Raw genomic sequence first — 20,006 nt, 5'->3', positions numbered from 1 at the left:
TGGAGGAGTTCCCGAGTGGCCAAAGGGGGCAGACTGTAAATCTGTTACGTAATGTTTCGATGGTTCGAATCCATCTTCCTCCACCATTTATTATTAGAAATTTTAAGGCCTAAGAAAAAAAGGTTCATATTAGCAGGTTGTAAGGTTAATTCTTATTGCCAGCTCCATATATGGAGGAGTTCCCGAGTGGCCAAAGGGGGCAGACTGTAAATCTGTTACGTAATGTTTCGATGGTTCGAATCCATCTTCCTCCACCAAAAGACATCTTTAGATGTCTTTTTTATTTATTTTAGTTTTATGAGTGTATAGGATTTATTGACACTACTAAATTTATGTGTTAATATTAACAAAACTTAATATTGTTAACTCTTATCAAGAGAGGTGGAGGGAAAAAGGCCCTATGAAACCCGGCAACCGGTGCAATGCACCATGGTGCCAATTCCTGCAGATATATTTTGCGAGATAAGAAAGATGTTTAAAACACCTCTTCTTATATTTAGAAGGGGTTTTATTTTTTTGAAAATTTTCAACATCAGAAAGGAGAATTATAATGAAAAGATTATTTACATCAGAATCAGTTACAGAAGGACACCCGGATAAAATGTGTGACCAAATTTCGGATGCTATACTTGATGCTATTTTAGAACAAGATCCTTATGCTAGAGTTGCTTGTGAAACAGCAGTTACGACAGGGATGGTTTTAGTTATGGGAGAGATAACAACCAATTGCTACGTTGATGTTCCTAAAGTTGTTCGAGAGACAATTGAAGGTATAGGATATACTAGAGCAAAATATGGGTTTGATGCTAGCACGTGCGCTGTACTTACGTCTATTGATGAACAGTCAACAGATATAGCCATGGGGGTTAATGAGGCGTTAGAATCCAAATTAGGGGAAATTGCTAAGGGCGATTCAATAGGTGCTGGAGACCAAGGCATGATGTTTGGATTTGCAACTAATGAAACGCCAGAGTATATGCCACTTCCTATTGCTATGGCACATAGACTCGCAAGAAGATTGAGTGAAGTAAGAAAAGATGGTACTTTGAATTATTTAAGACCAGATGGAAAGACACAAGTTACTGTAGAGTATGAAGATAATAAGCCAGTAAGAATAGATACTATTGTTATTTCAACTCAACATGGAGAAGAAGCATCTCATGATCAAATTGAAAATGACTTAATTGAGAATGTAATAAAACCTATAGTGCCAAGTGAACTATTGGATGTAAACACTAAGTATTATATTAATCCAACAGGAAGATTTGTAATTGGAGGACCGCAAGGAGACTCCGGTTTAACGGGAAGAAAAATAATAGTGGATACATATGGTGGATACGCAAGACATGGCGGTGGAGCATTTTCTGGAAAAGATGCAACAAAAGTTGATAGATCGGCTGCATATGCTGCAAGATGGGTTGCCAAAAATCTAGTAGCAGCAGGGGTATCTGATAAATTAGAAATTCAGTTAGCTTATGCTATCGGAGTAGCTAAACCAGTTTCTATAGAAGCTGAAACTTTTGGAACAGGAAAAATTACCGATGATAAAATTGTTGAAATAATTGAAAAAGTATTTGATTTGAGGCCTGCGGTTATAATAAGAGAATTAGACCTTCGAAAACCTGTGTATAAACAAACAGCTACTTATGGACATTTTGGAAGAAATGATTTAGATCTGACTTGGGAAAAACTAAATAAGGTGGAAGAAATAAAAAAATATTTATAATAAAAAAGATAATAATTAAGAGGGATAACAATTAACAATTGTTATCCCTTTTGACGTGCCAGTCATGGTAAATAACTAGATGGTAAAAGTCTATTTAAATTTTTATCCAATGTATTGATTATTATTTGGAATTTTGATAAAACTTAAGACAGAGGTATACTATAGATGAAAATATGAAATACATATGATATAATAATAATATTGCTATTGTAAAAATTTATAAGTAGGAGAGGTTTTATGCCGGAAATACAAGGAACTATTGAAGATATAGTATTTCATAATGAGGAAAATGGGTATATAATTGCTCATTTAAATAATAATAAAGAAAAAATAACGGTTGTTGGCATTGTGCCATATATTAGTGAAGGCCAGGTTCTAAAATTATCAGGTGATTGGGTTACTCACCCTAAATTTGGGAAGCAATTTACAATAACTTTATGTGAGGAAGTAATTCCAAGTTTGATTGTAGGTGTGGAAAAATATTTAGCGTCAGGAGTAATTCAAGGAATTGGACCAGTAACTGCTAAAAAAATTGTGCAGCGATTTGGTGAAGATACTATGAATATACTTGATAACGAAATTGAAAAATTAAAAGAGATTGATGGTGTAGGACAAAAAAAAATAGAGCTTATTTTTCAGTCATATTCTAAGCAACGAGAAGTTAAAACTATAATGATATTTCTTCAAACTTATGGGGTAACACCTAACCAATGCGTTAAAATATATAAAAAATATGGTGCGGAATCTATAAAAGTAGTAAAGGAAAATCCATATGTGTTAACTGAAACCATTGATGGTGTTGGATTTAAAATTGCGGATAGGATAGCGCAAAGTTTAGGAATTGATAAAGAATCCCCTTTTAGAATACAAAGTGGAATAAATTATGTGGTTAATGAATTTTGCACTATGGGAAATACTTATATGCCACTAGAGAAATTATACAATCAGGCTAAAAATATTCTGGGGGTTTCTGATGAGGAAATACAGAATAATGTTTATGATAATGTAGTACAAGGAAAATTAAAAGTGGAAAATATTGAAGAAGAAGAATGTGTGTTTACTATACCTTTCTATTATTGTGAACTTGGGGTAACTAAAAAAATTATAACTTTATCTATAGCTCAGTGTGATGCACTTAATATAAATATAGAAGATAAAATCAAAGAATTTGAACAAGAAAAAAACATAAAATTTGCAACATCTCAAAAGGCTGCTATTTGCGGTGCAGTAGAGAATAGTATGGAAGTTATAACAGGGGGGCCTGGAACAGGGAAAACTACTATAATCAACTGTATAACAGAAGTATTTGAAGGAGCGGGAATGAAGGTGCTCATGGCTGCACCTACTGGACGTGCCGCTAAAAGAATGACGGAAGCTACTGGCCGCACCGCAAAAACAATACATAGGTTACTCGAGATTGGTATGGGTGGTGATGATGGGTCGCAGTTTTTTAAAAGTGAGGAATCTCCTTTAGATTGTGATGTGCTCATTATAGATGAAGCATCTATGATAGATATTATGCTTATGAACAGTTTATTAAAAGCTATAAGTGTAGGAACTAGGCTTATAATTGTTGGTGATGTTGATCAATTGCCATCTGTAGGGCCTGGGAATGTATTAAGGGACATTATTGATAGTAAATGTGTTACAGTAGTGAAACTCAATGAAATTTTCCGGCAAGCGAAGGAAAGTATGATTATTGTGAATGCTCATAAGATTAATAATGGTGAAATGCCTATTTTAAATAAAAAGGGTAAAGATTTTTATTTTATTGAAGATAGTGATCCAGAAAAAATATTAAATAGTATAATTAGCTTGATTAGCACAAGATTACCTAAATTTAATAAAGAATGGGATAATATGAAGGATATTCAAATACTATCACCTATGAGAAAAGGAATACTAGGCATAGAAAATTTAAATGAAAGGCTTCAAGAAATATTGAATCCAAAATCTAAATATAAAAAAGAAAAGGACTATAGGAATACTATTTTTAGGGTAGGGGACAAGGTTATGCAAATTAAAAACAACTATTCTATAAAGTGGAATAAAACTAGCGCAAAAGCTGAAGAAGGTGCTGGGATTTTTAATGGTGATGTAGGGTATATTTACGATATTGATGATAATAATGAAAATGTTATAGTTGTTTTTGATGATAATAAGCGTGTGGAATATGAAGGAGTATATTTAGATGAATTAGCTCTAGCATATGCTATCACAATTCATAAAAGTCAAGGCAGTGAGTTTCAAGTTGTAATTATGCCTATGTTTATGGGACCACCGCTTTTAATGAACAGGAATTTATTTTATACGGGCATAACTAGGGCTAAAAATATGGTTATTTTAGTAGGCAAGATAAAAGCTATTAGTTTTATGAAAGATAATAACAGAAGTTTCGAAAGATATTCTGCGCTAAAATTTCGAATAAGACAGATAGTAGATGAAAATTCAAGTCTTGATTAAAATGGGGCTAGCAAAGTCCTATTAAAACAAATCACAACTGTGGAGGAGAATTTATATGTTTTTCTATTCGAAATTGAACCTTAGTAAAGAAAAAAATACAATTAGCAAAGAAATTTTAGGATATTCTTTAATTGGTAAAAAAAGAATAGATGTTGTATCTGTATTTTATAATTATTCTGATATATTGCTTGAAACTATAATTGAATGTGCGAATAAAAAGAAAAACGTATTGTACATAACTAATGAAGAGAAGTCGAGTATTGATATTGTTTACTTTATAGAAAAATTCACTAACTTAGCCGGGAATATATGTTATTCTGAAGTGAATTACAATAGTTATAATGAATATTTATATATATGCAATTATGAAGATGCTTTAAAACTTAGCGAGAAATTTGATTTGGTTATTTATAATGATATTAGAAGTTTTCCAAAATATAACAAACAACAAATAAAAAGGGTATTATTAAATTTATGCAGAGAAGATGGTACTGCAATAGCTTATTCCGTAGAGACTGTCCTAAGTGAGTATGCCCCAGTTATGTTTCCTCTAAAAGATAATAAAATACCAATTATAGAACCTAGAATTATAACTACAAGAATAAATCTAAACATGGACATACCTTTGGTAGTATATGAATACTTAAATTGGTCAATTATATCTAATAGAAAGGTGATAATTTTCACACCTGATGAAGAAAAAGCTACTGCGGTATTCCAGTATCTGAGTAACTTTAAAGAAAAGTTAAGTGAAAATCTGTTTTTATTTATTAGCAAGAAAAGTCATGCTGATATTCTAATATCGTTTATGAAGCAAGAAAAGGGCATAATAGTAACCAACGATTTTGAAGAAAGTTATTTAGAATTTGATTCGGTTGATGTAATAGTTTACTTTGCGGATGATATTAATTTTAATCATAAGCAACTATTATATTTATCAAGTAAGGTTGGAAGAAATGAAAAAGTACAAAGGGGGGAAGCAATATTTCTAGCTAATATTGAAACGCAGCAAATGGATAAAGCTAGAAGTATGGCTAGAAAATTTAATAAGAAAGCGTGGGACAAAGGATTATTAAATATATAAAAAACATACTTTATTGTTTAGCACGACTTATATATTCAGGGGACGAGTGTTGTGTAATCTGTAGTGGATATAGTGAAGAAAGTGAACCGTTATGCACTAAATGTAGGGAAAAACTGAGGAGATGCGAAGATCATTTTTATATAGGGGCTAATGATGAAAGGTATCTTGTTTGGTCAGTGTTTTACTATTCAAATATAGTAAAAGAGTTAATCATTAGACTTAAGTACAGAAGTGATTTTATGTGTGGAGAAATTTTGGCCAGGTATATGTTGGAATTTGTAAAAAAAAACAATCTGCAGTTTGACTTAATAGCATATGTACCTATGACTAAAAGTGCCTTGAAAAATAGAGGGTATAACCAAAGCGAGTTTTTAGCAAACTATTTATCGAGGTGGTTAGATATACCTGTGATTTGCAATTTGGCTAAAATTATGGATACTAAGGATCAAATTGGTCTAAATGGTGAGCAGCGGTGGGAAAATATGAGAATATGCTTTGCGATTGAAGCAAATGATCGTCTGATAAATAAAAAAATACTACTTATTGATGACGTTATAACCACTGGGGCTACTGCGTTTCATTGTGCTAGCAATTTGAAAAAAAGTGGAATAGACAATGTTTGCATATTGACTATAGCTAAAAGTAGAGTATAATTCTTAGTGTAGTAAGTTAGGTTTGTGGTTGAAAGTCGATGCCAGTCGCAGGCGAAACGATCCACGTAAGTTAAACAAAGTTTAGTGAGCATGGTGCGGCTTAGAGGTTAGTCCTGCCGCCATAATAGGCGAGAGTGTAAGTAGTGAGAGGTTAAATCCGGGTAGCAAAAGCTCCAGCAGGCGAGTGTGGGGTCAAAGACCAGGTCAACTAACTTAATATATAAAAACTCCTAATATTATATTAGGGGTTTTTATATATTAAGTTATAAAAAAATCACCTCATGTAGATAAATTGTATAATAAAATAAAGTTATTGAAAATAAGCAGGATGCATCAATAAACAGGGTAATAATAAGGTATAATGAGATATTTTATTTTAAATTGAGTTAATATTGTGTGAATTCTGAATTTAATGGTTGTTTTTTAAGATTAAAAGTATTACAATATTGATAACAATATATAACATGCTTTTAATAAAGTAGTATATATACATTAGAGAGGGGCTGTAAGTATGAAAGTTAACGTGATAGGAAAAAATATGGAGATAACAGAAGCCTTGAAAAATATTATAGAAAAGAAGATATCCAAATTTGACAGGTATTTTAATCCAGATGTGGAAGCTAAGACGACGCTTAGTGTTCAAAAGAATAGACACACCATAGAAATTACAATTCCTTTTAATGGAGTTATTTTAAGGGCAGAAGAGCAAAATGATGATATGTATGCTTCTTTAGACCTTGCTGTTGATAAATTAGAAAGACAAATTAGAAAACATAAAACGAAATTAGAAAAACGGGCTCATGGAAGTTCTCTTAAATTTCAGGGTATTCCGAAATATGAAAATACTGAGGAAGAGGATGATATTAAGATAGTAAGGACAAAGAAATTTTCATTCAAACCTATGTCAGCAGAAGAAGCAGTGCTTCAAATGGAATTAGTTGGTCATAGCTTTTTCGTATATATGAATGATGATACTTCAGAAGTTAACGTAGTATATAAAAGAAAAGATGGGAATTATGGTTTGATAGAATCAGAATTTTAAAAAGATATACCAAGTTTAAGGGATTAAAGTAAGAATATATTTACTTTAATCCTTTTTTTAATTTAAAAGAAATACGATATAAAGTCATTGAATTTATTTACAAAATTTATGGGGAGTATAAGTTGAATAGCTAGGATTTAAGTGTTATAATCAACAAGTATATATTTTAAAGAAAAATGAATTGTGAGGATGAATACTATGAAAATGTTTGATAAGTTATTTGGTAGTTATAGCGATAGAGAAATAAAAAAAGTAAACGACACTGTAGACATGATAGAAGCACTAGATTCGAAAATGGCTAGTTTAAGCGATGAAGAACTTAGAGCAAAAACAGAAGAATTTAAAACTAGGCTAAATAGTGGAGAGACTTTAGAAGATATATTACCTGAAGCCTTTGCTGTAGTTAGAGAAGCTTCATGGAGAGTTCTTAAAATGAAGCATTTTAGAGTGCAATTAATTGGTGGTATAATACTTCATCAAGGAAGAATAACCGAAATGAAAACTGGTGAAGGAAAGACTTTAGTGGCTACACTTCCGTCGTATTTGAATGCATTAACAGGAAATGGAGTTCATATAATTACAGTTAATGACTATCTTGCAAAAAGAGATAGAGATGAGATGGGAAGAATACATGAATTTTTAGGGATTTCTGTAGGCGTAATAATTCACGATATAGATCCAACTGAAAGACAAGCGGCTTATAATGCAGATATTACATATGGAACAAATAATGAATTTGGGTTTGATTATCTAAGAGATAACATGGTTGTTCATAGTGAACAAAGAGTTCAAAGGAAATTAAACTTTGTAATTGTGGATGAGGTTGACTCGATATTAATAGATGAAGCTCGAACACCGCTTATAATATCTGGTGAAGGAGAAAAATCTACTGATTTCTATAAAGTAGCAGATTATTTTGTGAAGGGACTACTAATAGAAGTTGATTACACTATAGATGAAAAAACTTCTTCCGTAATATTATCGGATGAGGGGATAGATAAAGCAGAAAAATATTTTCATGTAGAAAATTATGCTGATGCAGAAAATATGGGTGTACAACATCACGTAGTTCAGGCTTTAAAAGCAAACTTCATTATGAAAAAAGATAAAGATTATATGGAGAAAGATGGAGAAGTTATCATTGTTGATGAATTTACTGGAAGACTTATGGAAGGTAGAAGATATAGTGATGGACTACACCAAGCAATTGAAGCAAAAGAGAGCGTGAAAATTGAGAAAGAATCAAAAACACTTGCAACTATTACATTCCAGAACTATTTTAGAATGTACAAAAAGTTATCAGGGATGACTGGTACAGCGCTTACAGAAGATGAAGAGTTTAGAGAAATATATGGGCTAGATGTATTAGTTATACCTACTAACATGCCACTGACAAGAATTGATAATCCTGATTTAGTTTATAAGACTGTTAAAGGTAAATATAAGGCTATAATAGATGAAATAGTTGAAACATATAAGGTAAAGCAACCGGTTCTTGTAGGTACTGTAAGTATAGAAAAATCAGAATTAATATCTGAAATGCTTAAAAGAAGGGGAGTTCCTCATCAAGTACTTAATGCTAAATATCATGAAAGAGAAGCAGAAATAATAGCTCATGCCGGTGCACTTGGAATGGTTACCATTGCAACTAACATGGCAGGACGTGGTACAGATATTAAGCTTGAAGAAGGCGTTGTTGCAGCTGGCGGACTTAAGATAATAGGAACTGAAAGACACGAATCTAGGCGTATAGACAATCAGCTTAGAGGACGTTCTGGTCGTCAAGGTGATATAGGGAGCTCAAGATTTTATATATCACTTGAGGATGATTTAATGAGAATATTCGGTTCCGAAAGGCTTCAAGGGGTTGTAGAGAAATTAGGGTTAACTGATGAGGATGCTATTGAAAGCAAAATGGTAAGTGGAGCTATAGAAAGTGCTCAAAAGAAAGTTGAAGGAAATAATTTTGATATAAGAAAAAATGTTGTTAAATATGATGATGTAATGAATCAACAAAGAGAAATAATTTATAGACAAAGAACAGAGGTACTTCAAGGAGAAGACTTAAAAGGACAAATTGAGGAAATGATAAAAGATGTTGTTTTAGGTGCAGTTGATTCACATATTAGTGGGCATGAGGAAAGTTTTGAAGAAGAATTATCAAAACTTATTAGTTATATTGAAGAAATATATATGCCAAAAGGTACAGTATCGGTTGATGAGCTTTCTAAAACAACTGTTGAAGAAATTAAAAACAATCTTTTAGATATAGCTCAAAAAATGTATGCTGGGAAAGAACAACATTTCGGTGAGGAACAAATAAGAGAAGTTGAAAGAGTTATTCTTCTAAGAGTAGTAGATAGTAAGTGGATGGATCATATTGATGATATGGAACATTTAAAGCAAGGTATTGGGCTCAGAGCTTACAAGCAACAAGATCCAACACAAGCTTACCAAATGGAAGGTAGCGACATGTTTGCTGATATGATAGAAACGATTAAGACAGAAACCGTTAAATATTTATTTCATGTACAAATTGAGAAAGCGCCTGAAAGAGAAATGGTTGCCAAAATCACATCAACAAATCATGATGACTCTCTTAAAAAAGAGCCAACAAAAAAGCAGGCTAAACAGGGAAGAAATGAAGAGTGTGCTTGTGGTTCAGGAAAAAAATATAAAAACTGTTGCGGCAGGGGATAGTAATAATATAAAACGACTTTAAATTTTAGACTATAGAAGGGATGAGCAATTAATTCTTGCTCATTCCTTTTTTAAAAGGTTCTTTGAAATAAATATAATGAAAGAGGTGTGCTAATTGATAATACAAATGGAACAAATATTAAGTGAATTAATTAAGTTAAAAAGTAACGTAGAAGAAATAAGGGTGTCTCTTTGACATAACATCTATGAAAAAGCAATTAGGAGAGTTTGAATTTAAGATGCAGGAAATTAGTTTTTGGGAGGATATTTCTAGGGCACAAGAAGTTACTAAAGACGCTAAGGGAATTAAAGATAAGATTGATAGATTTAATGGTGTGATTAGTAGAATAGAAGATTTAGAAGTGCTCGCGGAGCTAAGTGAAGAAGAAGAAGATGATTCTTCTATGGGTGAAATAAAAAGCGAATTAAGGGAACTCCAGCATGACACTGATAGATTTAGAATAGAGATTTTGCTATCTGAGAAATATGATAAAAATAATGCAATTTTAACATTACACACTGGTGCAGGGGGAAATGATGCTCAAGATTGGACAGAAATGCTTTATAGAATGTACTCAAGATGGTGTGAAAAAAGAGGATATAAAATAGAAGTTTTAGATTATCAGTCATCTGATGAGGCAGGTATTAAAGCAGTTACATTAAGAATTATTGGTGAGTTTGCCTATGGATATTTAAAGACTGAAAAGGGAGTGCATAGGCTTGTAAGAATTTCACCTTATAATTCAAATGGTAAAAGGCAGACTTCCTTCGCTTCATGTGAAGTGCTTCCAGAGCTTACTGAAGATCAGGACATTGAGATAAGGCCTGAAGACCTCAGGATTGATACATATAGATCTGGGGGTGCAGGAGGTCAACATGTAAATAAAACTGATTCAGCCGTAAGAATTACTCATTTGCCTACAGGTTTAGTTGTTCAGTGTCAAAATGAGAGAAGCCAGTATAGTAATAAAGACACAGCAATGAAGATGCTAATGGCAAAACTTCTAGACTTAAAGGAAAGAGCTAAAAAGGATAAAATAGAAGACTTAACGGGTGATTTAAAAGATAATGGCTGGGGAAGCCAGATTAGATCCTATGTATTCCATCCATATAATTTGGTTAAGGATCACAGAACTAATACAGAAATGGGAAATGTAGATGCAGTTATGGATGGGGATATTGACATTTTCATTGAGGCGTATCTAAGGCATAGTAATAAATAAAATATTTTTAAATTAAAAATCCAGTAGAATAACTAATTTATTCTACTGGATTTTTTATTTGGAAGTTTAAAGAATAAATTAAATTAAGATAATGAGAGAGAACGGTGGATAGTGAAGAATTAAAGGGATTTCTTTGTTATTTGGAATAAAATTAGTATAATGAAATTAGTAGAAAGAAAATAAAGAGGGTGAAGTATTGGAAATTTGGGAATTGTTATATACTGTAAAAGAAATAATGAATAAGCAGTTTATAAAAGTTAGGGAAGATGAAAAAATAAAAGATGCCTTAAATAAAATGATTGAAGAAAATGAAGAAGAAGTCATAGTAGTTAATAAAGTAGGGCTTTTAATTGGAGTTTTTACAAGAAAAGATATAGCTAGGATTATAAAAGCTGAAAATATATCTACAGAAGACAAAGTCACTAATTTTACCAATAAAAATGTGATAACTATAGATATGGAGGCTTCAGCAAGAACAGCTAGAAATTTAATGTTGGATAACGGAATAGGAAGATTGCCAGTAATTGAGAATGAAGAAATTACCGGAGTAATTACTAACAATAACATAAGAGACACTTTTTATCTAAAGATTGATGAGATGTTTGAACTTCAAAATAATATCATTGACAATGTACATGAGGCTGTATGTATTTGTAGTAGTGCTGGAATTGTAACCAGTTGGAATAAAAGTTCTGAGGGATTATATGGTATAAAGACTGAAGATATAATTGGAAAATATATTGGTTCTTTTTTTCCTAATGCACTAATACTAAAAACCTTAAAAGATGGTAGGCAAAGAGATAATGCTAAAAACGAACCGGTTAAAGGGAAATTTGTTATTTTAAGTGTGGTGCCTATCTATAATAGCAAAGGAAAACTAGTGGCTGCAGTCTCCACAGATAGAGATGTGACAGAAGTAGTAACATTATCAAAGCAATTAGAAAAAGAAAAAAGAAAAGTTGAATTATTGAAGCTTGCATATAAAAGAGAAATTGCAGCAAACTATAATTTTTCCCCAATTATAGGTAGAAATAAAAAAATAATAGAAGCTATTGCAATGTCCCAAAAAGTAGCTCAAAGTTCCGCAAGTATATTAATTTCTGGGGAAAGTGGCACAGGGAAAGAAGTGTTTGCAAAAGCAATTCATGAAGCCAGTGGAAGAGTGGGCAATTTCGTAGTGATTAATTGTGGGGCAATTCCTGAACAATTGCTTGAAAGTGAGATTTTTGGATATGTTGAAGGTGCGTTTACTGGGGCCATTAGAAAAGGGAAAATAGGGAAATTTGAGTTTGCAAATAATGGGACATTGTTTTTAGACGAAATTGGAGATATGCCTATGGAAATGCAAGTAAAGTTATTAAGAGTTTTACAAGATGGGGTGGTATATAGGTTAGGCAGTGAAAAAGGTGTTATTACAGATACACGAATTATAGCGGCCACTAATAAGAATTTAAAAGAATTAATTCATAAAAAAAAGTTTAGAGATGATCTATATTATAGGTTTGCAGTTGTCCAGATTGATTTGCCTCCACTTAGAGAACGAAAAGAAGATATAAGGGAATTGGTAGCACTATTTATAAAACAGATATCCCAAAAAGAAAATGTAGAAATAAATAACATAGATGAGAGAATATATCCGTTACTACTTAAATGTAAATGGGAAGGTAATATTCGTGAACTTAAGAATGTAATACAAAGAATGATTGTACTTTCTACTGAAGGGGAGATAACACTAGATAGCGTTCCTGAATATATACTAAATAATGTAGAAACAAACGGACTAGTTCAAATAGTAGAAAATGACAACGAAATTTTTAATGAGAATAAATATGATTTAAAAAATATTTTGGAAAATATAGAGAAGAAAACCATAGTAGAGGTACTATTATTGGCGGGCGGAAATAAACAGAAAGCTTCAAAGATATTAAATTTAAAGAGAAGTACCTTATATTACAAATTAAATCAATATGACCTTTTAGAATAACAAATTACGAGTGTCAGAAAACTGACCATTGTGTCCGTTTTTTGACGCTAGAAATATACCCTGTAAACTTAAAAAGATGATGATTTAACTGGGTGCAGTGGAAAAATGGAGCGTCAGGAAACGGACGCTTTTTTTGCGTAAAAATAAAACAATATGTATCGAAGATTTCTATAGATTGCGAAATCAGTATTTGCAACATCTATAGGTTAATCACAAAAGAATTTTAGATTTGGCATGGCAATTGCTATATAAATATATAGAAAGAATATGGAGGTGGTTTTATGCCAATGACCTATAAATTTCCTCTTAAAATGCATGTAGGTGCACCTTCTACTGCAATTGTAAAAGAAGGACAAAATGTTAAAAGAGGAGAATGTATTGCAAACCCAGAAGGATGTGGTGCTAAAATTCATTCTAGTATCACTGGGAAAGTAACTAAATTAACAGAAAATGAAATCCTTATTTTAGCGGAGGACAATCAAAGTACGGATTACATAAAAATTAAAAAATGCGACAAGATAGAAGATACTGCATATGAGGCTGGTATTGTTGGTGCTGGTGGAGCTGGATTTCCTACTCACATTAAACTTAAAACTCAGATGACAGATGGATATGTAATTGCTAATTGTGTTGAATGCGAACCTGCATTACATCATAATATAGAAGTTTTAGAAAATAATCCACAAATTGTTATTAAGGGACTAAGATATGCTATGAGTGCAATAGGAGCTCCAAAGGGCTATATTGCGGTTAAAGCAAAAAATAAAAATGCCATTGTATCGCTTAAAAAAGCACTCTCTACAGCATCAGATATTGAAGTAAAAGAGTTAAGAGACATGTATCCAATGGGCGAAGAAAGAGCTATGATTCATGAAATATTCGGAATATGGCTTAACCCTGACCAATTGCCTTTTGAAGCAAAATGTGTTGTTTTAAATGGAGAAACTTTGGCTAATTTAACAAGAGCTGTGGAAGAAGGAAAACCAGTAATAGATAAAGATGTTACAATAGTTGGAAAACTAAAAGGCGGAAATAAAAGTCATGTTTTATTACAGGTATCTGTAGGAACTTCAGTGAAACATCTAATAGAAAATGCGGGTGGTATAGATGGAGAGTATGGTGAAATTATTATTGGTGGACCATATACAGGTAAGTCTGAAGATATAGAAAATGCAGTTGTTACAAAGACTTCAGGAGGTGCAATTGTTACCATATCATTTCCAAAATATGAAGGACCAATAGGGCTACTTGTATGTGCTTGTGGTGCAGATGAAGCAAGATTAAGAAATATTGCAGAAAAAATGCATTCAAAAGTAGTTGGGGTGGCAACCTGCAAAAATGTAATACAAGTAAGAGGATTAAATAAATGCTTAACGCCGGGAGATTGCCCAGGGCAAGCAGAAGCTATTCTTTACCTTAAAAAACAAGGTGCAAAAAGAGTATTAATAGCAAATTGTAGTGATTGTACAAATACAGTAATGTGTGTTGCTCCTAAATTAGGAATTCCAGTTTATCACCACACTGATCATGTATTTAGAACAATAGATTATCCGATTACAAGAAGATTACCAATGGAAAAGAAATAAAAAAATAATGAGGTAAACAATTAATAATTGTTTTATACTCCAGAGAAATACGAGGAGGCTATTTTTATGTCAATGACTGATGAGCACGCAGAAGAGTTTAAAAATGAAGTCGCAGTTGTATGCTGTAGAACAGAAGCGGGAACAGTTCTTAATGCAGCTAATTTAGAAGATCCATCCATATTTCCAGATTTAGTGGATTCAGGACTTCTAACAATACCCGGAAACTGTTTAAAGGTAGGTCAGGTTATAGGGGCAAAACTTACTAAGACAATTGACTCTTTATCACCACTAACACCAGAAATAGTAGAGGGCGCAACTGCTGGTACAGAAGAAAAGAAAGAAGTAGAATTAACTGATGGTAATGAAAAGGCAGTATTAAAAGATAATAAAAATGCAGGAGATGTTATTACAGCTGCGGATTTAGAAAATCCAATGCATTTTGACAAGATGCAAGACTCTTTACTTATAAAACTAAATGAAAAAGTTTTAACCAGAAACGAAGTAATTGGAGAAACTTTAAAAGTAGATGTAGTTGCATTAACTCCTATAACGAAAGATATGCTAGAAGGATTTGAGGAGGAAGTTTCTATGAAAGCTGAAACATCGGAAGTGTCATCTGTTATAAATGGCGGAATATTAAAGATTAAAATTGCAGAAGGTAAGGGCATTGATATAGAAATACCTCTTAATGCATTTAGTCAAAATACAGCTGGAGCAGTAGCGAAAAGAGCAAATGTTGGAATGCCAATAGCTAAAGAAGTAGTAAAAGAAAATAAGGAACCATTCGTAAAGATTGAAGATAAAGTTGTAAGAAAACTTGTTAAAAAGCACTTTAAAATAGAAGAAGTTAAATTTGGACCTGAAACTAAAATTGAAGGAACAACACTTTATATTAGAGAAAATATATGCGATGATGCTGTAAAAATTAGCGACATTGTTACAGATATTAAAATTGATATTATTACACCAGACAAATACAACACATATAGCGAAACAATCATGGATGTACAGCCAATTGCTACAAAAGAAGGAGAACATAAATTAGGTCAAGGGGTAACAAGAGTAGTAGACGGTGTTATCATTATGGTTACTGGAACAGATGAAAATGGCGTTCAAATTGGAGAATTTGGTTCTTCAGAAGGTATTTTAGAAGAAAATATTATGTGGGGAAGGCCTGGTGCGCCAGATAAAGGCGAAATTTTCATTAAGACTCAGGTTACAATTTTAGCAGGATTAAACATGGAAAGACCAGGTCCTTTTGCTGCACATAAAGCAACAGATATGATCACACAAGAAATTAGAAACGTGCTAAAAAATCTAGATGAAACTTTAGTAGTAAATACTGAGGAATTTGTTCAGTGTAGAAGACCAGGTAAAAATAAAATAGTAATAGTAAAAGAAATAATGGGTCAAGGCGCAATGCATGATAACCTAATTCTTCCAGTGGAACCGGTTGGTATACTTGGTGGAAAACCAAATGTTGACTTAGGAAATTTACCAATTGTATTCTCACCACTAGAAGTAATGGATGGTGGAATTCATTCACTATGTTGTATAGGACCAGCATCTAAAGAGTGTTCAAGACATTATTGGAGAGAGCCGCTTGTTATAGAGGCAATGAATGATCCGGAAGTTGATCTTTGCGGAGTTGTATTTGTAGGAAGTCCACAAATTAATAGTGAAAAGTTTTATGTATCTGAAAGACTTGGAATGACTGTTGAGTCAATGAATGTTGCAGGTGCAATCGTTACGACGGAAGGATTTGGTAATAACCATATCGACTTTGCTAGTCACATTGAGCAAGTAGGTATGCGTGGGATTGGTGTTGTAGGAATGTCTTTCTGTGGAGTGCAAGGTGCTCTAGTTGTTGGAAATAAGTACACTAAGTACATGGTTGACAATAATAAATCAGAAGCAGGAATTGAAAATGAAGTTTTAGGTTGTAATACTCTTTGCAAAGAAGATGCAATAAGAGCACTTGCTATGCTTAAGACTGCAATTGCAGGAGAAGAGGTAGTAGCTGCTGAAAGACATTGGAATGCAAATGTAAAAGAAAACAATCTTGAAGCTGTTGAAAAATCAAACGCAGTTTCTATTGATAGAGTAGAGAATGAAACTTCAATCCCAGAAAGTAAAAAAAGATTAGAAAAATATTCTTCAAAATAAGGAGATACAATGAAATACGGTGATAAGATAATAGAAATGCGAGGGATTATAATAGAAAAGCATGATGGAATGGTTTCTATTGATTTAAAAGGAAGATTAGGCTACATGAAAATACCAATGAGGATGCTTATTACAGATTATGAAATACAGATAGGGCAAGAAGTTGGTTTTAGAATGAGTTTTATTGAGGTCCTTGCGGAAGAACCCGATGAAAAGTATGTTAGCAATCTAGAAATGAAAAACAGAAAGGAAGGGAAAATATAATGAGTTTAACAACAGTTAAAGGCATGCAATCAGAAATATTTGTACCAATTACACCAGCACCAGTTTGGACTCCGGTAACAAAACCATTAAAAGAAATGAGAGTTGCGTTTGCAACTGCTGCAGGAGTACATTTAAAATCAGACAATAGATTTAATTTAGCAGGGGATTTTACATTTAGAGCAGTACCAGGTAGTACAAAGACTAGTGATTTAATGGTATCCCATGGTGGATATGACAATGGGGACGTTAATAAAGATATAAATTGTATGTTTCCAATTGATAGATTAAAAGAACTCGTAACTGAAGGATTTATAAAAGAAGTTGCTCCAATGCATTATGGATTTATGGGAGGCGGCGGCGACCAAGATAAGTTTAAAAACGAAACGGGCCCTGCTATTGCAAAGTTATTAAAAGATGAAAGCGTAGACGCAGTAGTCTTAACAGCTGGCTGAGGAACTTGTCACCGTTCTGCTGTACTTGTACAGAGAGCGATAGAGGAATCAGGGATTCCTACAATTCTTATTGCAGCTTTACCACCAGTAGTTAGACAGGCCGGAACACCAAGGGCAGTTGCACCACTTGTTCCTATGGGCGCAAATGCTGGAGCACCAAATGATAAAGAAATGCAAAGAAATATATTAAAAGCTACTTTATTACAGCTTATAGCTATACCGTCAGCTGGGAAAATTGTTCCATTACCTTATGAGTACGCAGCAAAAGTTTAAATAATAAAAATTAGGAATGCCTTTAGATTTAAATTTTGGGGCATTCCTAAATAAATAAATGGATTGTGGTGAAATGTATGGAAAATGAGATTGAAATGAGAAAATTAGTTATTAAAACCTTCCATATTGAAAAAGTAGAATTAGGTAAAAAAAGTTCTATCCAAAATAGTACATTGTACTTAAGGGAGAATATAAAGATGGATTTAATACAAGAGGCTGTAGATGTTATAAAAAGTATTGACGTAAAAATAATAAGTCCAAAGCAACATGATTTTTTTGTCAATAGCATTATGGATTTTTCACCCATAGCAACAAAGGTTTTGGGAAAAATTGGTGATGGAATAACACATACGCTTACAGGGGTCTATATTATGCTTACAGGTGTAGATGAAATGGGAATTCAGGTTGCTGAATTTGGATCTTCAGAAGGGCTTTTATCAGAACAAGTAGTGTTTGGTCGTGCAGGTACTCCTAATGTAACTGATATTATAATTCATGTAGATGTAGTGCTAAAAGATGGTATGGGAGCAGTAAGGATAGGGCCTACAGTAGCACATAGGGCTTGTGATAGATTGGTTCAAGAAATAAGAGAATGTTTAAAGAAAATGAATGGAAAATGCTGCGATGAAAAGTTTGAATATTCCGATAAAATTAAAATTGGTAAGAAGAAAGTGGTTGTTGTAAAACAGGTAGCTGGTCAAGGCGCAATGTATGATACACAGTTACTAGGAAAGGAACCAGGTGGATTCGAAAGTGGTAGATCTATTATAGACTTAGGGAATGTACCAATAATATTAAGTCCAAATGAATATAGAGATGGTGCTTTGAGGGCTATGCATTAATTATCACTTTTGGTGCTAATACACGAGTGTGCTTAATCTTGATTAGGAGGGATACTATGGGAGTTGGTCCATCTACAAAGGAAACAACATTGCACCATTTTAGAGATCCACTACTGGACGTTATATCTAGGGATTCAGATATTGATTTGTTAGGTATAATTATTGTTGGAACACCTCAATCTAATGAAGAAAAATTATTTGTTGGACAAAGAGCGGCAGCATGGACAGAGGCAATGAGAGCTGATGGGGTTATTATATCCGTAGATGGGTGGGGTAATAGCCATGTAGACTATGCGAATACTATCGAGGAAATTGGAAAGAGAAACATACCGGTAGTAGGGCTTAGCTTTGTGGGAACACAAGCACAATTTGTGGTTACTAACAAATATATGGATACAATTGTTGATTTCAATAAATCAGTAGAAGGCATTGAAACAGAGGTAGTAGGAGAAAATACAGTTTGCGAAATAGATGCAAAAAAAGCATTGGCACTTTTAAAACTTAAAATGAATAGAAAGATGCTTGATAAATAATGAAAATCATTAACTAAATAATCAAGGGGGAATTCGAAATGTTAAAGGCTTTACTATCAGCACTCGCTGTTTTAACTATTTATTTTACAATACTTTTCATTAAGGATTATAGGCTAACAGTAAAGGAAGGTAGACTGGAAAAGACAAGTTTTTTCTCTATGGGGGTTGTAGGATTTGTCACAAATTTTTTTGATGCACTAGGTATTGGTAGTTTTGCAACGATAACTGCGATATCAAAACAATTTAAACTTATAGAGGATAAAAATATACCAGGAACATTAAATGTATCTTTAACAATCCCAGTAGTAATCGAAGCATTTATTTTTATTAAAGTTATAGAAGTAGACCCAATTACACTTATTGCATTAATTGGAGCCGCAACAGTAGGAGCAATTTTTGGCGCAGGTGTGGTTGCTAAACTTGATGTAAAGAAAATTCAATTGGGGATGGGAGTTGCATTATTAGTTGTAGCAATTATTATGACACTTCAACAATTGAATATATTCCCTTCAGGAGGAGATGCAATTGGTCTTTCGGGGGCAAAATTAATATTTGCTAGTATAGCTAACCTCATTCTTGGTGCGTTAATGACACTTGGGATAGGCCTTTATGCTCCATGTATGGCACTTGTATTTGGCCTTGGATTAAGTCCAGAAATTGCGTTCCCAATTATGTTTGGTTCTTGTGCATTCTTAATGCCAGCAGCCGGTACTAAATTTATTAAAGCAGGAGCATATGATAGAAAAGCTTCTATGGCATTTACTATATTTGGAATAATGGGAATAGTTATAGCAGTATATATTGTTAAAACATTACCTCTTGATATATTGAAATGGGTCGTTGCAGCGGTTATTTTTTATACATCTGCTATGATGTTCAAATCTTTTTTTAAGCCAACACAATTAAAATCAGCAGAATTAAGAGCATAAAAATTATTTGACTGTGTCACTAATGTAAAAAAAATTTATAAATCAAAACGATGACTTCTGTATTAATACAGAAGTCATCGTTTTGA

Annotated in this window: 15 protein-coding genes, 2 tRNA genes and 1 riboswitch; all 17 genes read left to right on the top strand. The window is 32.9% G+C overall.

Translation table 11 applies throughout. The features are described 5' to 3' along the window. Nucleotide 1 precedes the first annotated feature (1 nt). The 17 genes from JJD95_RS15430 (at nt 2) to JJD95_RS15350 (ending at nt 19,920) form a co-directional block, all read left to right on the top strand. Nucleotides 2-86 (top strand) — tRNA-Tyr (locus JJD95_RS15430). An 86-nt stretch (nt 87-172) separates the two neighbouring features. Further along, a tRNA-Tyr gene (locus JJD95_RS15425) sits at nt 173-257 on the top strand. Nucleotides 258-366: 109 nt separating this feature from the next. After that, a riboswitch (SAM riboswitch) is annotated at nt 367-469 on the top strand. Nucleotides 470-550: 81 nt separating this feature from the next. Beyond that, entirely contained in the window at nt 551-1,726 is a 1,176-nt protein-coding gene (gene metK, locus JJD95_RS15420) for a methionine adenosyltransferase (RefSeq protein WP_291643915.1), read from the top strand. 237 nt (nt 1,727-1,963) lie between these two features. Beyond that, nucleotides 1,964-4,189: an ATP-dependent RecD-like DNA helicase gene (locus JJD95_RS15415; protein WP_291643914.1), complete on the top strand. Its 2,226-nt coding sequence runs from the start codon at nt 1,964-1,966 to the stop codon at nt 4,187-4,189. Nucleotides 4,190-4,244: 55 nt separating this feature from the next. Then, complete coding sequence (locus JJD95_RS15410) at nt 4,245-5,273, top strand: hypothetical protein (RefSeq protein WP_291643913.1); 1,029 nt, start codon at nt 4,245-4,247, stop codon at nt 5,271-5,273. Further along, nucleotides 5,246-5,926, top strand: coding sequence for a ComF family protein (locus tag JJD95_RS15405; protein WP_291643912.1), 681 nt, complete (start codon nt 5,246-5,248; stop codon nt 5,924-5,926). Before JJD95_RS15410 ends, JJD95_RS15405 begins: the two co-directional genes overlap by 28 nt. Before the next feature lie 511 nt (nt 5,927-6,437). Further along, nucleotides 6,438-6,968 (top strand): ribosome-associated translation inhibitor RaiA, encoded by a 531-nt coding sequence (raiA, locus tag JJD95_RS15400; protein ID WP_291643911.1) that lies wholly within the window; start codon nt 6,438-6,440, stop codon nt 6,966-6,968. Nucleotides 6,969-7,166: 198 nt separating this feature from the next. Next, nucleotides 7,167-9,668 (top strand): preprotein translocase subunit SecA, encoded by a 2,502-nt coding sequence (gene secA, locus JJD95_RS15395; protein WP_291643910.1) that lies wholly within the window; start codon nt 7,167-7,169, stop codon nt 9,666-9,668. A gap of 115 nt (nt 9,669-9,783) precedes the next feature. Continuing rightward, nucleotides 9,784-10,891 (top strand): peptide chain release factor 2 gene (prfB, locus tag JJD95_RS15390; RefSeq protein WP_291643909.1). Its coding sequence is split into 2 segments (ribosomal slippage): nt 9,784-9,861 and nt 9,863-10,891, totalling 1,107 coding nucleotides; the frame shifts between segments, so codons are not numbered across the junction. 196 nt (nt 10,892-11,087) lie between these two features. Beyond that, on the top strand, nt 11,088-12,875 hold the full coding sequence (locus JJD95_RS15385; RefSeq protein ID WP_291643908.1) for a sigma-54-dependent Fis family transcriptional regulator: 1,788 nt from the start codon (nt 11,088-11,090) through the stop codon (nt 12,873-12,875). A 281-nt stretch (nt 12,876-13,156) separates the two neighbouring features. Beyond that, entirely contained in the window at nt 13,157-14,461 is a 1,305-nt protein-coding gene (gene prdC / locus JJD95_RS15380; protein WP_291643907.1) for a proline reductase-associated electron transfer protein PrdC, read from the top strand. 66 nt (nt 14,462-14,527) lie between these two features. Further along, the gene (prdA, locus tag JJD95_RS15375; protein ID WP_291643906.1) at nt 14,528-16,627 is read left to right on the top strand and encodes a D-proline reductase (dithiol) proprotein PrdA; all 2,100 of its coding nucleotides are present in this window, start codon (nt 14,528-14,530) and stop codon (nt 16,625-16,627) included. A 9-nt stretch (nt 16,628-16,636) separates the two neighbouring features. Then, nucleotides 16,637-16,891, top strand: coding sequence for a CBO2463/CBO2479 domain-containing protein (locus JJD95_RS15370; RefSeq protein WP_291643905.1), 255 nt, complete (start codon nt 16,637-16,639; stop codon nt 16,889-16,891). After that, nucleotides 16,891-17,616 carry a D-proline reductase (dithiol) protein PrdB gene (gene prdB / locus JJD95_RS15365; protein WP_291643904.1) on the top strand — a complete coding sequence of 242 codons (726 nt, stop codon included), beginning with the start codon at nt 16,891-16,893 and terminating at the stop codon, nt 17,614-17,616. The genes JJD95_RS15370 and prdB overlap by 1 nt, the downstream gene beginning before the upstream one ends. A gap of 77 nt (nt 17,617-17,693) precedes the next feature. Next, nucleotides 17,694-18,458, top strand: a complete 765-nt coding sequence (prdD, locus tag JJD95_RS15360) for a proline reductase cluster protein PrdD (RefSeq protein ID WP_291643903.1) — start codon at nt 17,694-17,696, stop codon at nt 18,456-18,458. Between the two features lie 56 nt (nt 18,459-18,514). Beyond that, the gene (locus JJD95_RS15355) at nt 18,515-18,991 is read left to right on the top strand and encodes a glycine/sarcosine/betaine reductase component B subunit (protein ID WP_291643902.1); all 477 of its coding nucleotides are present in this window, start codon (nt 18,515-18,517) and stop codon (nt 18,989-18,991) included. A 38-nt stretch (nt 18,992-19,029) separates the two neighbouring features. Beyond that, complete coding sequence (locus JJD95_RS15350; RefSeq protein WP_291643901.1) at nt 19,030-19,920, top strand: sulfite exporter TauE/SafE family protein; 891 nt, start codon at nt 19,030-19,032, stop codon at nt 19,918-19,920. Nucleotides 19,921-20,006: the final 86 nt, after the last annotated feature.

The sequence above is a fragment of the Clostridium sp. genome, assembly GCF_016650035.1.
GTDB lineage: Bacteria > Bacillota > Clostridia > Clostridiales > Clostridiaceae > Clostridium_AD.
Note: the sequence above shows the minus strand (reverse complement) of the source record. Positions and strands in the feature narration are given on the sequence as shown.

Excerpts from the sequence above, each read along its gene's own strand:
- metK (WP_291643915.1), top strand. The coding sequence starts at position 551 with ATGAAAAGATTATTTACATCAGAATCAGTTACAGAAGGACACCCGGAT.
- JJD95_RS15415 (WP_291643914.1), top strand. The coding sequence starts at position 1,964 with ATGCCGGAAATACAAGGAACTATTGAAGATATAGTATTTCATAATGAG.
- JJD95_RS15410 (WP_291643913.1), top strand. The coding sequence starts at position 4,245 with ATGTTTTTCTATTCGAAATTGAACCTTAGTAAAGAAAAAAATACAATT.
- raiA (WP_291643911.1), top strand. The coding sequence starts at position 6,438 with ATGAAAGTTAACGTGATAGGAAAAAATATGGAGATAACAGAAGCCTTG.
- secA (WP_291643910.1), top strand. The coding sequence starts at position 7,167 with ATGAAAATGTTTGATAAGTTATTTGGTAGTTATAGCGATAGAGAAATA.
- prdC (WP_291643907.1), top strand. The coding sequence starts at position 13,157 with ATGCCAATGACCTATAAATTTCCTCTTAAAATGCATGTAGGTGCACCT.
- prdA (WP_291643906.1), top strand. The coding sequence starts at position 14,528 with ATGTCAATGACTGATGAGCACGCAGAAGAGTTTAAAAATGAAGTCGCA.
- JJD95_RS15370 (WP_291643905.1), top strand. The coding sequence starts at position 16,637 with ATGAAATACGGTGATAAGATAATAGAAATGCGAGGGATTATAATAGAA.
- prdD (WP_291643903.1), top strand. The coding sequence starts at position 17,694 with ATGGAAAATGAGATTGAAATGAGAAAATTAGTTATTAAAACCTTCCAT.
- JJD95_RS15355 (WP_291643902.1), top strand. The coding sequence starts at position 18,515 with ATGGGAGTTGGTCCATCTACAAAGGAAACAACATTGCACCATTTTAGA.
- JJD95_RS15350 (WP_291643901.1), top strand. The coding sequence starts at position 19,030 with ATGTTAAAGGCTTTACTATCAGCACTCGCTGTTTTAACTATTTATTTT.